Source organism: Legionella longbeachae (assembly GCF_004283175.1).
In the GTDB taxonomy this organism is placed as follows: Bacteria; Pseudomonadota; Gammaproteobacteria; order Legionellales; family Legionellaceae; genus Legionella; species Legionella longbeachae.
The window spans coordinates 101,957-116,162 of the sequence record NZ_RXNW01000007.1 but is presented as its reverse complement, the minus strand read 5'-3'; the positions used below and the strand labels follow the sequence as shown (position 1 = coordinate 116,162).

Here is a 14,206-nt window from a genome sequence, read left to right as displayed (position 1 = left end):
TTTATATCTTAAATGTACGAGGAATAAAATAAGGGCTTAGGCAGGAGAAAGAACCGCTGGGTTTAGCTGCACTAGACCCAGCACAAGAATAGGATAAAAAATTTCCAGAATATAAAAAATACTTACAATCAAAAAATATAAAACTCAATTTGATCATTTAAAATAAATTTTATAATTTAAACTTCCATCAAATCTTTTTCTTTTTCAGCTAATAATGCATCAACTTCAAGTATATACTTATCAGTTAACTTTTGAATCGCTTCTGCTGCACGACGCTCATCATCTTCTGAAATAGATTTGTCTTTAACCAAGTCTTTTAATTGATTATTTGCGTCCCGTCTAATATTACGAATAGAAACTTTGCCTTGCTCTGCTTCGTTACGAACTACTTTAATCAATTCTTTTCTTCGTTCCTCTGTCAATGGAGGCATTGGAACACGAATTGCATTACCTGTTGTGGCAGGATTTAGACCTAGATCAGAGGTTAAAATAGCTTTTTCAATTGCTGAAACCATAGATTTTTCCCATGGAGTCACTAATATAGTTCTCGAATCACTCGCAGTAACATTAGCAACCTGACTCAAAGGGGTTAAATTTCCATAGTAATCAACTTGTACGTGGTCAAGCAATCCTACATTTGCCCTTCCCGTCCTAATTTTTGACATATCAATCCGTAAGGCTTCAATGGTTTTCTTCATTCGCCTTTCAGAATCTTGCTTAATCTCATTAATCATGATTAGCTCCGACTATAGTTCCTACACGCTCTCCCAATACAATTCTTTTTAAAGCATTAGGTGCAGTCATATCAAAAACTTGCAAAGGCATGCCTTGATCCTGGCACAGACAAATAGCAGTAGAATCCATTACCTCCAAACCTTGAGTTAATACTTCAATATAAGTCAAATAATCATATCTTTTAGCGTTTGGATTTTTTAAAGGATCTTCGGAATAAACTCCGTCTACCTTAGTTGCTTTTAAAACTACATCAGCACCTATTTCGATGGCTCGTAAACAAGCTGCAGTATCTGTTGTAAAAAAAGGATTTCCGGTACCTGCTGCAAAAATTACAACGTGGCCAGTACGCAAATGAGTGATTGCTTTGCGTCTATGATAAGAATCAACTACCCCCAACATAGGGATGGCCGACATAATTCGCGCTGGCATATCAATACGCTCCAAAGCATCTCTCATTGCCAATGCATTCATTACTGTAGCCAACATTCCCATATGGTCACCAGTAACACGACCAACTCCTGCCTGGGAGAGTGCCTTACCGCGAAATAAATTACCACCACCTAACACAAGGCCTACTTCTACGCCCATTTTAATTAATTCTGATACATCCCTGGCTAATGTATCTAAAACAGAGGGATCTATACCGAATTGTGACTTGCCCATAAGGGCTTCGCCACTGTACTTCAGTAAAATACGTTTATACTTTAATTTAGAGTGACTTTCATTCATCATGTGCGAACCTGAGCCATCACTTCTTCCACAAAGTTATCTTCCTTTTTCTCTATACCTTCACCAACTTCATAGCGAACAAAAGAAAGTACTTCCGTATTTTTCTCTTTTAAAAGTTGCCCCACTTTAATGTCAGGATTTTTAACATAAGGTTGGCCTAACAAACTTACTTCATCAATAAATTTATTGATACGGCCTTCGATCATTTTATCGATAATATCTTGAGGTTTTCCACTTTCTTTTGCTTGAGCTGTAAAAATTTCACGCTCATTTTCAATCGCTTCAGCTGACACTTGATCTCTACTTACTACTATTGGCTTGCTTGCTGCAATGTGCATTGCAATATCTTTAGCAAGCTCTTCATTATTGCCTTTTAAGGCAGCCATAACTCCAATGCGTGAGCCATGTAAATAACAACCTATGACCCCACTATCACAACTCATACGCTCTAAGCGTCTTAGTTTAATATTTTCACCAATTTTTGCTACTAATTCTTGACGTGCTTGTTCAACAGAAATACTAGAAGTAAATGGAAGATTAGATAGTTCTTCAATAGTAGCGACTGTACTATTTAATGCTACTTCTGCAACAGTATTAGCAAAGTTAGTAAAGTTTTCATCACGAGCGACAAAATCAGTCTCACTATTGATTTCTAACATTACTGCGGTATGTCCGTCAGCAGAACGAGCAATAACAACAACACCCTCGGCCGCAACGCGATCCGCTTTTTTGTCCGCTTTTGCCTGACCTGCTTTGCGCATTTCAGTGATTGCTGCTTCAATATCACCATTGGTTGCTATTAGAAATTTTTTGCATTCCATCATGCCTGCACCAGTACGCGCACGTAATTCCATGACTAAACTTGCACTAATTGACATTTTTCATTTCTCCGTATAGCAAAAAGGGGGCGAATCAAGGGTTTATACCCCTAGCCCCCTATATTTTAAATTTAATTATTCGCCTGTTTTTGTTGCATCACTAGCTTGTTCAACTACTTCAACAAACTCAGCATTTGATGAACCCACACCTACAGTGTTACTTCCTTTTGCATCTAAAATCGCATCAGCAACACAACGAACGTATATATCTACAGCTCGCATAGAGTCATCATTACCAGGAATAATATAATCGATGTTTTTAGGACTATTATTTGTATCGACAATACCAATAACAGGGATTCTTAACCGATGAGCTTCCTCTACAGCGATATGCTCGAAACCAACATCAACAACAAAAAGAGCATCGGGCAAACCACCCATATTTTCGATACCGCCTAGACCGCGCTCCAATTTTTCCAGCTCACGCGTCAGCATTAATGCTTCTTTTTTAATCATATCATTGAATAATCCTTTTTCTTTCATTTCTTTTAGTTCTTTTAAACGAAAGATGGACTGACGAACCGTTTTATAGTTAGTTAACATACCACCTAACCAACGATGATCAACATAGGGCATACCACAGCGTTTCGCATGTTCGCGAATACTTTCTTGAGCGGCTCTTTTTGTGCCTACAAAAAGAATTTTTGCTTTGTTAGATGCTAGTCTTCCAACATAGTTTAATACGTCGTTGAGCATCACCATGGTTTTTTCAAGATTAATAATATGTATCTTGTTTCGAGAACCAAATATATACTCACCCATTTCAGGATTCCAAAACCGAGTTCTGTGTCCAAAATGAGCTCCTGCTTCAAGCAGTTCACGCATGCTTACATTCATAATTTATCTCCAGGGTTATTCCTCCACGCTTCCCATACGAAACCCACAAAGGGACCCTATCATATGTGCCGAAACGTGTGTGTATTTAAAGCGCGTCATTTATAACATATTAGATAAGATTCATCAATTAAATTTACTTAAAAATCATTTTTTTTAGATTGTGCTAAGCTTTAATTAAGAGCCATTTATATTTTTATTCCTGGTGACTCTTTAAGTTACTTATTGAACTCAAAATAAAGAATAAAAAATGTATCAATATAACCCAAAGTTACATGTTAAAATCTGGCTAAGTAATGATCCAAATGTATTTATAAATTTGGAAAATCAAATTCGTCTTCTTGAAATGCGTGAGAAAAACCCTAAAGATACAGTTCACTTGGTCTATGACTCTACATTATTAACCCACTCTTCAGTTCAAGCCCTTCATGAATTTAGTAAAGAAAACGATATCATTTTGATAGATGCACATAGAATAAAAGATATACTTGAACTTGAAAATGAAAAAAAATTATATGGTTTTTATAATGAAGAAATTTCCAATTTAAATTCAGGAGGAAATTTAGGAGTAGCTAGTGATATTTTAAGATGGCTTTCACCTATATATAAACTAGGAACCTATACTGATTTCGATGTTCCCATTGACACCGCAAATATTCCTTCCACTATACCCGTAGACAGTCCCCTGTTACTAAATATTGGTAGTTTAAAAATAGGAAAAAAAGAGTTTATCCTTGCCAATAATGATTTTGTAGCAATCATTGATGAAGTTGCCGGTAAAAATGAAATTGAACGTGTCCAAAATGGTCTTCTAGCAACACTGTCACAATATGATACAGATTTTATAGAAAAGACAGAAAAAGAACTATTGACTGATAGTTTTATCAATCGCTACATTATTAAATTGATGAAAAATCGCTCTGAATCTCTTTATATCTCGAAAACCAAAGATCTCATTTCCCTAGGTACCCCCAACTCATCGTTAAAGATTAGGGCTTATATTCATGAAATGATGACTAATAAAATTGATTTTTTAAATTTTAATAGGATATCTCCAAATGAATCCTCCCAAGATATCATCAATAGATTGAGAAAAGAACTCCAGTCGCAATTAAACCTGGTAAAATATCTATTCTTTAGAAAGGAATATTCTGTAATTAGAAATGCCCTGGAAGCAAATGATGAGAAATTTTTAAGCTATTTAATGAAAAAGGAACATGATCTATATCTCAAATCCATTGTCATTTGTACTACGGGACCAATACAAATAGCTAATTCATTATTTAATGATTATGTAGTGAATACTGATAAATTTAAAAATGAAATTCAGCCTTTATCTTTTAATTACTATGGATTACAAAATACTTTTCGCTCTCAAAACTCAATCCCATTGCATGAAAATGTTTTAGGAATGTTAAAATTTCTTGGTGTTGAAGATGGTGAATTAAACGACTCTTCCTGGCTTAATACCGGGAAGGAATTACAAGCATCGCGTATAAAACAGCTAGCGGTGCGCCAGCAAGAGCTCGCATTAAGTTTACCTTTGTCTTTTGCTTCGGTAAAAAATAACCTGGAAAAACATATCAATGACTCTTATCAAGTTATAAATGAAATAAACCAAGAGAAAATTAAAGCTCTTACGCTTATATTAAACTGTTTTCAAGAAAGTAAATTTAACATTCTGCAGTTTAAAGAAGTTTTACTCAGTCTCGAACACTTGTCAAAGGATATCTATACTTATCAAGTAATAGAAGATTTAAAAAAACTTACTCATGAAGCGGTTATCTTTAGCATCGCAAAAGGCAAAAAATTAAAATTAGCCACACATTCAAGTCAACCTGTTCTATCTACATATAATAATGTGCGTAGCATTAAACAATATGTCCATGATCTTATAACTTGGCCCAAATAGAGGAAGAAAATAATGAACAAAAAATTTATCTCGTTATCAGTTCTTACTTTGATAATAACCTTAGGACAGTCCAGTTTTGCATGTTCTGGTGACTCTAAACAATGCAATAAACAACATCACTCTGATAATCTAGCAAAAGAGCTTAATCTTACACCTGAACAACAGGCGAAACTGCAAACTTATAAAGAAGAAGCTCAAGCTAACTTCAAATCCAACTATACACAACTTCGAACGCTACGTACTCAAATTAACTCTTTAATCCAATCTGATAAAATAGACGAAGCAAAACTAGATTCATTAATAGATCAAGTTAATAAAATAAGAGGCTCGATGTTAAAGAATAAGGTTATCATGCAGCATGAGATGTATACTATTCTGAATGCGAAACAAAAAGCTAAATTTCTTGAATTAAAGAAAAAATGGTACTTGGATCATAATGTCTGATTTTAGCTGGTCTTAGCTTTAAAACAACAATTATTTAAATCAATTGATTGAATCTTTCGGTATTTATTTTGCATGCTCCATATAGGCACGCTGCGGGAAAAAGTAGGCTGCATAATAACTCTCGCCGCAGGAATAGTTTGTTTTAAAGAATTAGCTTTCATCAAATCAGCCAACTTATGTGTCATATTTTTTTAGACTGGTTCACCGATGTTAAGACTCTTTTCGGAAGCATCCTAAGGCACAGCGCTAAAACAAATGAACCCCGCGAACAAGTTACGGGGTACAGTATATTCAGGGATTTGAACTGGGAACAAGCTTTAATATTCTTTCAAAAGGTTAGAAATTTGGATAAATCAATTGTTAAATTCATACCGACTTCTTTTTGAATTCACTCGATGAGTGACACTCTTCCCTAGCTAATAAAATACTCGATACTTCATGGAAACATTCTCCTTAATATATCATCTTTATTAATAAAATGATGTTTTAACGCTGCAGCTGCATGCATACAAATAGCGGCAATAAGTGCATATCCTAACCATTCGTGAATCCATTCAAATAATATCCTTTTATCCTCATCTGGAGCAACAAGATTGGGTAATGTAAATAACCCAAAAAATGATGCTGGTAGTCCAGCTGAGGAAGTAATTAACCAACCAGTGATAGGCATAGCAAACATGAACACATAAAATGCCCAATGCATACTACGCGCAGCAATTTTTTCAAGCCATGGTAAGGCAAGCTCTGGCATTTCATTACTCAAACGCCAAATAATTCTAAAAATTGCTAAAAAAAGTACTAAAAAACCATATTCTTTATGCCAACCATATAATTTTAATTTTTCAGGACTCCATGGCAGCGCAACCATATATAGACCCAGTGCTAATAATCCAATTATGAGTAATGCAATAATCCAGTGAAGTAATATAGCAACTACCCCAAATTGCGTTGAACTGTTTTTTATTTGCATAAACTTACCCTGCTTTTTTATCAAGATAAGCTTCTGCGCCGATTTTGATATTTACTGTATCGCTTAAAGCAGGTAAGAAGGCATTAATGCCAAAATCCGAGCGTTTTATTGAAGTAGTCGCAGTAAATCCAACAGACATTTTATTACTGATTGGATTCATTCCTTTTTTAGTTAAAGTTACTTGTAATACAACGGGCTTACTTACACCACGCAAAGTTAACGTACCATCGACTGTTGCAGTTTCTTTTCCTGTTGGAGTCACCCTATTACTCACAAAAGTTGCAGCAGGAAATTTTTTTGTATCAAAGAACAATTGACTTTTTAAATGCTCATCGAGTTCTGGAATACCTGTAATCATATCCGCTACATCAATTTTGACATCAACTTTACTTTGACCTGGGTTATCTTGATCAAGTGTGACCTTGCCAGTTGCATACCACTTTCCATATTGTGTTGAAAAACCAAGATGATCAATACTCCATAACACATATGTATGTTTATTATCTAAAATAAAAGTTTCTGGCGCTGCATTTACTTGAAACGAACTTATAGAGAATAAGATAAATAATGAAAAATACTTCAGTAGTTGTTTCATACTAAAATTCCTTTTCTAATAATAATTGATATTCGTTTAGTAACATAAAATTTCTATATCATTAGTATCAAATTTTACACTAATAATTTTATTATTTTACTGAAAGACTACCCCCCACAATGCGTTCACAAATTCCTTTAGGTAACAAAATAAATGCGTCTTTTTGACCATCCTTGGTAGCCGAAGAGGCACATGAAGCAGTCGCAGTAGCACAATCATTCATACCTTTTTTAGCAATTCCATAGCACTTCTCGGTAGTTGTAGCGTCATTACTATCAGCAGCACTACTACCCGTTGCAACAAGAATAAAAAAAGCGGTCATTACTGATTGAATGATTTTTTCCTTTGTTATCATGATTTATCCTTAATATTTAAACTATTCTAAACATACAATAGAGAAATTAAATCAACAAGTAGATTTAAGATTATTTTAAAATTCACAGAGTGCGTAAAATAATAAACCGGCTTTTAATGAGAATATCGAATTGATACCAAGGATTACTCTGAGTTTACTTATTCTATGCGTCTTAACTATCAGATAGTTATTTCGGTTCTTTTATCGCGCTACAGAAGGATTTCTACATTCATTAATTCAACTCAACCGGCTAAAAATCCACACTCCCGATTATACATCAGGCTTAATTCGGCACCAGACAAGGAAGAAGAGCTTCGTTTTTGGAAACAAGAAAATAACTATCAACGGCGCTCATTGGTTGAAACGAATAGGTCGCGAATCAATTTTATTTTTGGCGATCAAATGAGTGTTCGTACGCCCGAAAACCCATTAACAGACCTTGTTATTCGATGTCGGATTATCAATAAAATGAATAAACCAGGCTTACCTAAAAGTGCGGCCGTTTTTTAAGTAGCCCCCTATGGGGGCTGGCAGAGAACCTGGGATATGCAACAACGCTGAACAAGTCGCGGCACGTAGGCTGTGGGGATGAATGGTCAACTCGCCTTAATTAGGCAGTTAAATCACGGGAACAACGTACTTTAAATTGATTTAATTTAAAATCATAAAGCTGGAAATGTTCTCCACTCGAAGAGTAATTTTGAAACCATGCATAAAACATGGGTAAATTAGAGTATTCAGTAGAACTCCAGTAATATCCTGAAAAGCCACCTATGCCCTTCTCAACTAAGTTAGCTTGGATATTTTGTTGACTCGAAAGACAGCCACTTCCACAACTGCCATCTTGTTTCTCATATCCTAGCTCACAAATGGCGGGCAAATACCAATCTGAATATCCTTCAATATCCATTTTGCAAAGTCCTGCAGCATAATATGCCAACGGATAGGAAGAAACTGGGCTGTAATAATTTAAAATATACCCAGTATTACATTGTCCATTAGCTCCTCCTTTACAAGGTGTTGCAGATTTTTCATTAATTCCATGTATCGCATAATGTACATCGCAGCTGGCTCTCCCTGAGCCATTAGAGCTCCAAATAATACCCTCGTGATAACGCTCTGTCTGATCCGAACTATTTACTACTTTACCCCTTATACTTCCATTCACAAAGGTATCATCGATTGAATAAATATACCCTCCCTGATAAATACATCCATAGCCTAATACAAAAACGCTAAGTTGAGTTGAAAAACCATTATCAGATGTTACAGCTATTTTTCCAGGTATAGGTTGGATCCCTGATGTACAAGGAGTACCTTCAGCACCACTACTTGCAACAGAACCAGGGAAAACCGTAACTGTACATGAATCATTGGGTTGAAGTTCATTTGAACAGGTAGTTGAAAATTTTGTTCCTTGCGGCAATCCAGATGATTCTACTGCAACATTAGTCGCATCAATTGATCCCAAGTTAGTAATGATAAATTGTCGTGATGCTCCAGTTAAAGCAGTATTTACATGAGCACAAGAAGGATTGGTGCTGGAACAAGCTACTGAGAGCGATAACTGAGATACATTTGGAGTCAAGGTAGCCTTACCAAAACTTACCTTAACTTTGTGGTGTGTTGTAACGTTTCTAAGCTGAAAAGTATGTCCTCCTTTTTGTACTTGTTTTTCATCAACGAACCAATCACTCACTCCATAACCAGTCTCAGGTGCTGCGTTAAATGTAATCGTGCTTCCTTGTTTCACTTTTTGAGTGATATTGGGCTTTATTGAGCCATGATCTGTTGCATTGGGTGTTATCATGTACTCTAAAGGTGGCTCTGGTTGATTAATTAATTGAATTGAAAGTTGAATCGCAGTGGATGGTTGGCTACATATAAGAGGAAATAATCGAAAACACAACTCAGGCCCGCCAAAAATATCTCCTTTTAGTTCATTTCCTTTAGCCTCTAAAACTAACCTACATTTTCGCCCGGGTAACAAAAGCATATTAGGCTCACAATCTTCCTTTTCATGATAAACTTGATGGATACCTGGTATTTCTTTCATAACCATATATTGAGGATCTTTTATTGCTGTATTTTTTACTATGTATTCAATTCTTTTTATTTCAGTCGGCGCCAGGGTAATATTCGTTGGTGTCAAGGCAGTAAACTCTATATTCAGCCTTGTAGCACCTTTTGCTTGGGCTGATACTGAAAGAAGAAAAGATACAACTACAATGATTGCTTTGTTGATTAAACTCATTCTTCAACCTCCAAAAAAAGGAAGATACATTCGATTTGAAGTCATAACTGTTGCAATTAACAGCAATCGCTTCGTTTTGCTTAATTTCTAAGTAATAACTAGTTAATTGCAACAATGGGAAGTATTTAAAAGTTGAAACAAGGAGATCTGTCACTAACGTCCTCTTCCTGACTTAGTGATATCTCATCACACTCCATATGCTGTATGCGCTTAGAAGTTTTGGAAAAGAATGAGACCAGACTTGTCTCATGTTCGTATTCAAGGCTATGGCGACTATAAGATTTAAATTCTGTTAAACATGCAAAAGATTTGTATGCAGCTGCAAGCATTGCACCAACAATAGTTATTCCTACTGCAACACCTAATACTGGTTGAACAATAAGTATGGGCAAAGCAATACCAAAAACAGCTGCATATAAAGTGGTTGCAGTAGCTGCCCAGAATATGGACTCTGCTGCTTTAGCAACATCATGATAAAGAACATTTCTTTTTCTGGAATTTATATCACGGCTTATTTGCTTTAATGCCATATCAGGACTGAGTTTCGTATTTTTGATTTGACTTAGATTATCCACTAACAGCTCATAGCTAGAAGTGATTTGTTCAATAGTTTTTGTGCGAGTTGCTTTCCGATAAGAGGTATTATAATACTGCTCTATTGCTTGGATCGTTTGAGACATCAATTGATGAGCCTTCATATAATCCTGAAATAAGGTACGTAACTTTTTGTCACACTTCTTTAAACGTTTTTCTATATCACTGTTATACACAACCATTTCCAATTCCTTATGTTATACGTTAACTCAAAATTACATTTTTGATATACAAAGTTAATTTGTTTCTATATGTAACATATATTTCATCAAATTGTCATTATTTTTAATTAACTTAGTAAAATAATTACATAGGAATCTGAATTCATTCAATTTTTTTATTGAGAATAAGTAATGAAGACATGTGCGTCCAGAAAATATACCCCAGGGCTCGATTTAACGGAGCATTTTATTATTTACTGTTATCCAGCCCAGGCCAAAAATGTAAATCCAGTAGATTGCTTTCAAAAGGAACCGTTGCCAATAGAGGTGATTCTAGTTTATGAACTAGGGTATCAATGTTTTCGGATAATGCTTGCATATTTGGGTCGATACAATTAGCAATCCATCCGATACATTCAATTTTATGAGCATTTAAAGCAGCTTCCGTAAGTAATGCATGATTAATGCAACCTAACCTTATTCCCACAACAACAACAACAGGAATTTGAGTTATTTTCAACCAATCAATCCAGGTTTCATCGTAGTTCAAAGGAACCATCAATCCTCCAGCGCCTTCGATAAATAATTGTTCAACTCCTTCCATGTTTAAATTAAGACAATAATCCGCTATTTCAGTTATTGATAAACGCACTCCTTCCTTTTCAGCTGCAATATGCGGTGATATAGGTAATTTAAACCGCCAGGGATTAATAAGATCTAAATCAAAATTATTGTTTTTTATTAATAATTGAGCATCATGACTAATTAATTGATTTTCAATTTCTATACATCCGCTTGCAACTGGTTTTATAGCGGCTGCATTAAAAAAATAATCGACTAAACGTGCGGTGACGTATGTTTTACCGCAATCTGTATCAGTACCTGTAATAAAATACCGTCTCATTTAATAAACTCTCTTATTTCGTCTATGAATAAATCCATGTGAGACAAAAATGGCATGTGTGCTGCTCGCTTAAAAAGCATATAGTTAAATTTGGGATACTCCATTTGCATAAAACGCATGGTTTTAACCGAGACAATAGGATCAAGTCGGCCAAACATAAAATATGCAGGTTTAGTAAATTGCTTTAATTCCTTGCGAAAATCCCAAGTTTCTAAAATACTAAGGCCGAATCTCAACCCATCTAAAGACGGAAGTTTATCCGGAAGATATTGTGATTTTGCCTGCATGGCCAATCCATGAAGATCGAGAAACTCACTTAGCGTCCTATGCGGATCCTCTGTTATATTTTTATAAAAACCCTGAAAAACCTCTTGGGAAATACCTGGCCATGGGTCATCAAACAAAAATCGTGGTGATGAAGTAACACTTATAAAAAAATCTACTCGCTCAGGTTCTTCCAGTGCCAAATGCATCGCATATAGCCCACCCATAGACCAACCTATTAAAGCAAATTTTTCCGGTAATTGATTCAGTAACACCGCTTTAAACAATTGCCAGTCCATGATTGGACTATGTCCAAAGCCTGGTAAGTCAACCAGTACCAATTGATAATATGGCCTTAGTTTTGGAACCAAAGCCAACCACACCTGGCTATCAAATCCCCACCCATGAAAAAAAACAAGAGGGAATCCATCACCGTATTTATGGATGTTTATATTCATATATTCTACTTAGTTTATCGAAAAACTCATAAATCTGTTCTGGGGTATGATTATAATTTAAAATAACCCGTAATCCCGATTCTTTGGTGCTGACTGTTGGCTTCCTTATGGCACAACAACTAATTCCTTGTTTTTTTAGTTCATTTGCATAATATAATGCTAAATGTGGGCATCCTAATCGCAACCTTTGGATCGGGCTTGTTGAGTCTGCCCAATTTAGGGGTGACTGTTTAATAAGATTTCGAAATAAAGCGATTAGTTGCATTAATTTTACTCTTCTATTTTCTGCAAGTACTATAATTTCTAAGGATTTGAGTAAACCGTAACTTAAAGCCGGACTAATGGCAGTTGAATAAATAATAGAGCGCCCCGCTTGTAATAAAGCATAGATCCAATCAGCTTTTCCAGCAACGATGGCTCCTTGAGACGCAAAGGCTTTTCCTAATGGAATCATTCTTAAGGGAACTTCCTTTTGGGTTAGCCTGTGAGAAACAACCGCACCTTTACCCTGATGGCCTAAAATACCAAAGGAATGAGCTTCATCTACTATGAGTACACTTTGTCTATCCCTAGAAAAAGAAGCGAGCTCGGCCAAAGGTGCTAACTGGCCACTCATGCTAAAAATCCCTTCGGTGATTACTACACTACCAGCAAAGTCTTTCGTACATTTACGTCTTAAGTCATCTAAATTATTATGAAAATAACGTACATAGTTTACTTGTGACAGGGCTAATCCATCATAAATTGAAGCATGGATTTCTTTATCTATAAAACAGTGTACTTTTAACTGGCCTAATAAAGCTGTCACGGCAAGATTTGCAGCATATCCTGAAGAAAATAAAAGACAGTCATCTACTGCTAAAAGATTAGCAAAGGCTTCTTCAACCGCTCGATGGGTTGTATGGTAGCCACTTAGCACCATGGAGCCACCACTACCACTTGGATATAAGGCATATCCTCGTTGGTAGGCTTCGGATATACGTTTATCCTTTGCTAATGATAAATAATCATTACTGTCAAAATGTATTAATGATGAGTCCTGCGACATTACTCGTGTTCTTAATAAACCTTGAGCAGCTAACTGATTTGTATAATCTCTAATTTTATTGCTAACAAGCATTTATGCCATCTCAGTGAGACCCAGTTTACTAAAAAGAACCTTGTCTTTGGAGCGCTGAGGATTATCTTCGGTTAACAATTTATCACCAATAAACACAGAATTTGCACCTGCAAAATAGCAAAGTGCCTGCAACTCATCACTCATTTCAGTTCTTCCAGCAGTCAATCGGATAACACTTTTGGGCATTAATATTCGCGCAGTAGCAATAGTACGAACCAATTCAATGCCCTCAACCTGCTTTGAGTGAGCCAGCGGCGTCCCCTCTACAGGAATCAGGCGATTTATTGGCACACTTTCTGGTGGTGTTTCCATATTTGCAAGAGTTAATAAAAATTCTATACGGTCTTCTCTTGTTTCACCCAAACCCAAAATACCACCACAACAAACACCAATTCCCGCTGTACGAACATGATCTAACGTCTCCAGGCGGTCACTAAACTTACGTGTAGTCACTACTTTTTCATAATACGAAGGTGAAGTATCAATATTATGGTTATAGAAATCTAAGCCTGCTTCTTTTAAGCTGGATGCTTGTTCTGGAGTTAACATGCCTAAGGTCATGCAAGTCTCTAATCCTAAGCTTTTTACGCCTTTAATCATCTCCTGCAACTCATTCATAGCCTTATCAGGTGGGCAACGCCAGGCAGCACCCATACAAAAACGTTTAGCTCCTCCATCTTTAGCCTCTTGTGCACGTTTTAATACTTCAGCAACTGACATTAATTTTTCTTTTTCAACATGGGTTTTATGATGCCCGCTTTGTGAGCAATAACCACAATCTTCAGGACAAGCCCCTGTTTTAATACTCAATAAAGTAGCGAATTGTAATGAATTAGGCTTATGATGCTCCCTATGTAGCATCTGAGCATGATACAACAAATCATTAAATGGTTGCTCATAAATCGCTGTAATTTCAGAAATTGACCAGTGCTTCTTTGCTTGAGTCACAATTATACCCCTCTGATATTCTTATTTTATTTATAAAGTGAACATGATAAA

16 protein-coding genes are annotated in these 14,206 nt (G+C 35.9%); 3 read left to right on the top strand and 13 right to left on the bottom strand.

Translation table 11 applies throughout. From position 1 onward, the window contains the following. Positions 1-176: 176 nt before the first annotated feature. The 4 genes from frr to rpsB form a co-directional block, all read right to left on the bottom strand. Complete coding sequence (frr, locus tag EKG34_RS08710; protein WP_003637067.1) at positions 177-734, bottom strand: ribosome recycling factor; 558 nt, start codon at positions 732-734, stop codon at positions 177-179. Beyond that, positions 727-1,467, bottom strand: coding sequence for a UMP kinase (gene pyrH / locus EKG34_RS08705; RefSeq protein ID WP_012979124.1), 741 nt, complete (start codon positions 1,465-1,467; stop codon positions 727-729). The genes frr and pyrH overlap by 8 nt, the downstream gene beginning before the upstream one ends. Continuing rightward, on the bottom strand, positions 1,464-2,342 hold the full coding sequence (tsf, locus tag EKG34_RS08700; protein ID WP_003637064.1) for a translation elongation factor Ts: 879 nt from the start codon (positions 2,340-2,342) through the stop codon (positions 1,464-1,466). The genes pyrH and tsf overlap by 4 nt, the downstream gene beginning before the upstream one ends. A gap of 75 nt (positions 2,343-2,417) precedes the next feature. Next, a complete protein-coding gene (gene rpsB, locus EKG34_RS08695; RefSeq protein ID WP_085956276.1) occupies positions 2,418-3,182 on the bottom strand; it encodes a 30S ribosomal protein S2 in 765 nt (254 codons plus the stop codon). 244 nt (positions 3,183-3,426) lie between these two features. Between rpsB and EKG34_RS08690 the strand changes: the two genes are divergently transcribed. Together EKG34_RS08690 and EKG34_RS08685 are read left to right on the top strand one after the other, a co-directional pair. Further along, positions 3,427-5,088 (top strand): glycosyltransferase family 88 protein, encoded by a 1,662-nt coding sequence (locus tag EKG34_RS08690; RefSeq protein WP_003637062.1) that lies wholly within the window; start codon positions 3,427-3,429, stop codon positions 5,086-5,088. Positions 5,089-5,100: 12 nt separating this feature from the next. Further along, positions 5,101-5,532, top strand: a complete 432-nt coding sequence (locus tag EKG34_RS08685) for a Spy/CpxP family protein refolding chaperone (RefSeq protein ID WP_003637061.1) — start codon at positions 5,101-5,103, stop codon at positions 5,530-5,532. Positions 5,533-5,968: 436 nt separating this feature from the next. Here the strand turns inward: EKG34_RS08685 and EKG34_RS08680 are convergent, their stop codons facing one another. The 3 genes from EKG34_RS08680 to EKG34_RS08670 form a co-directional block, all read right to left on the bottom strand. Next, a complete protein-coding gene (locus tag EKG34_RS08680; protein WP_003637058.1) occupies positions 5,969-6,502 on the bottom strand; it encodes a cytochrome b in 534 nt (177 codons plus the stop codon). Positions 6,503-6,506: 4 nt separating this feature from the next. Next, positions 6,507-7,097: a YceI family protein gene (locus EKG34_RS08675; RefSeq protein ID WP_003637057.1), complete on the bottom strand. Its 591-nt coding sequence runs from the start codon at positions 7,095-7,097 to the stop codon at positions 6,507-6,509. A 91-nt stretch (positions 7,098-7,188) separates the two neighbouring features. Then, the gene (locus EKG34_RS08670) at positions 7,189-7,452 is read right to left on the bottom strand and encodes a BufA1 family periplasmic bufferin-type metallophore (RefSeq protein WP_003637056.1); all 264 of its coding nucleotides are present in this window, start codon (positions 7,450-7,452) and stop codon (positions 7,189-7,191) included. Positions 7,453-7,617: 165 nt separating this feature from the next. On the opposite strand from EKG34_RS08670, the gene EKG34_RS08665 reads away from it, so the two are divergent. Then, positions 7,618-7,962 carry a hypothetical protein gene (locus EKG34_RS08665; protein ID WP_012979125.1) on the top strand — a complete coding sequence of 115 codons (345 nt, stop codon included), beginning with the start codon at positions 7,618-7,620 and terminating at the stop codon, positions 7,960-7,962. A gap of 100 nt (positions 7,963-8,062) precedes the next feature. Here the strand turns inward: EKG34_RS08665 and EKG34_RS08660 are convergent, their stop codons facing one another. The 6 genes from EKG34_RS08660 to bioB all read right to left on the bottom strand — a co-directional run bounded on the left by EKG34_RS08660 (position 8,063) and on the right by bioB (position 14,155). Further along, on the bottom strand, positions 8,063-9,706 hold the full coding sequence (locus EKG34_RS08660; protein ID WP_003637054.1) for an InlB B-repeat-containing protein: 1,644 nt from the start codon (positions 9,704-9,706) through the stop codon (positions 8,063-8,065). Positions 9,707-9,831: 125 nt separating this feature from the next. Next, positions 9,832-10,482, bottom strand: a complete 651-nt coding sequence (locus tag EKG34_RS08655; protein WP_003637052.1) for a DUF5638 domain-containing protein — start codon at positions 10,480-10,482, stop codon at positions 9,832-9,834. 229 nt (positions 10,483-10,711) lie between these two features. Continuing rightward, positions 10,712-11,365, bottom strand: coding sequence for a dethiobiotin synthase (gene bioD / locus EKG34_RS08650; protein ID WP_003637050.1), 654 nt, complete (start codon positions 11,363-11,365; stop codon positions 10,712-10,714). Continuing rightward, on the bottom strand, positions 11,362-12,087 hold the full coding sequence (locus EKG34_RS08645; protein WP_003637049.1) for an alpha/beta fold hydrolase: 726 nt from the start codon (positions 12,085-12,087) through the stop codon (positions 11,362-11,364). The genes bioD and EKG34_RS08645 overlap by 4 nt, the downstream gene beginning before the upstream one ends. Continuing rightward, positions 12,068-13,207, bottom strand: coding sequence for an aminotransferase class I/II-fold pyridoxal phosphate-dependent enzyme (locus EKG34_RS08640; RefSeq protein ID WP_003637048.1), 1,140 nt, complete (start codon positions 13,205-13,207; stop codon positions 12,068-12,070). The genes EKG34_RS08645 and EKG34_RS08640 overlap by 20 nt, the downstream gene beginning before the upstream one ends. Further along, positions 13,208-14,155, bottom strand: a complete 948-nt coding sequence (bioB, locus tag EKG34_RS08635; protein ID WP_003637047.1) for a biotin synthase BioB — start codon at positions 14,153-14,155, stop codon at positions 13,208-13,210. It lies immediately after the preceding gene. Positions 14,156-14,206 lie beyond the last annotated feature (51 nt).

What these genes read in the sequence shown, in the direction of transcription:
- frr (WP_003637067.1), bottom strand. Translation starts at nt 734, where the DNA reads ATGATTAATGAGATTAAGCAAGATTCTGAAAGGCGAATGAAGAAAACC.
- pyrH (WP_012979124.1), bottom strand. Translation starts at nt 1,467, where the DNA reads ATGATGAATGAAAGTCACTCTAAATTAAAGTATAAACGTATTTTACTG.
- tsf (WP_003637064.1), bottom strand. Translation starts at nt 2,342, where the DNA reads ATGTCAATTAGTGCAAGTTTAGTCATGGAATTACGTGCGCGTACTGGT.
- EKG34_RS08690 (WP_003637062.1), top strand. Translation starts at nt 3,427, where the DNA reads ATGTATCAATATAACCCAAAGTTACATGTTAAAATCTGGCTAAGTAAT.
- EKG34_RS08685 (WP_003637061.1), top strand. Translation starts at nt 5,101, where the DNA reads ATGAACAAAAAATTTATCTCGTTATCAGTTCTTACTTTGATAATAACC.
- EKG34_RS08680 (WP_003637058.1), bottom strand. Translation starts at nt 6,502, where the DNA reads ATGCAAATAAAAAACAGTTCAACGCAATTTGGGGTAGTTGCTATATTA.
- EKG34_RS08675 (WP_003637057.1), bottom strand. Translation starts at nt 7,097, where the DNA reads ATGAAACAACTACTGAAGTATTTTTCATTATTTATCTTATTCTCTATA.
- EKG34_RS08670 (WP_003637056.1), bottom strand. Translation starts at nt 7,452, where the DNA reads ATGATAACAAAGGAAAAAATCATTCAATCAGTAATGACCGCTTTTTTT.
- EKG34_RS08665 (WP_012979125.1), top strand. Translation starts at nt 7,618, where the DNA reads ATGCGTCTTAACTATCAGATAGTTATTTCGGTTCTTTTATCGCGCTAC.
- EKG34_RS08660 (WP_003637054.1), bottom strand. Translation starts at nt 9,706, where the DNA reads ATGAGTTTAATCAACAAAGCAATCATTGTAGTTGTATCTTTTCTTCTT.
- EKG34_RS08655 (WP_003637052.1), bottom strand. Translation starts at nt 10,482, where the DNA reads ATGGTTGTGTATAACAGTGATATAGAAAAACGTTTAAAGAAGTGTGAC.
- bioD (WP_003637050.1), bottom strand. Translation starts at nt 11,365, where the DNA reads ATGAGACGGTATTTTATTACAGGTACTGATACAGATTGCGGTAAAACA.
- EKG34_RS08645 (WP_003637049.1), bottom strand. Translation starts at nt 12,087, where the DNA reads ATGAATATAAACATCCATAAATACGGTGATGGATTCCCTCTTGTTTTT.
- EKG34_RS08640 (WP_003637048.1), bottom strand. Translation starts at nt 13,207, where the DNA reads ATGCTTGTTAGCAATAAAATTAGAGATTATACAAATCAGTTAGCTGCT.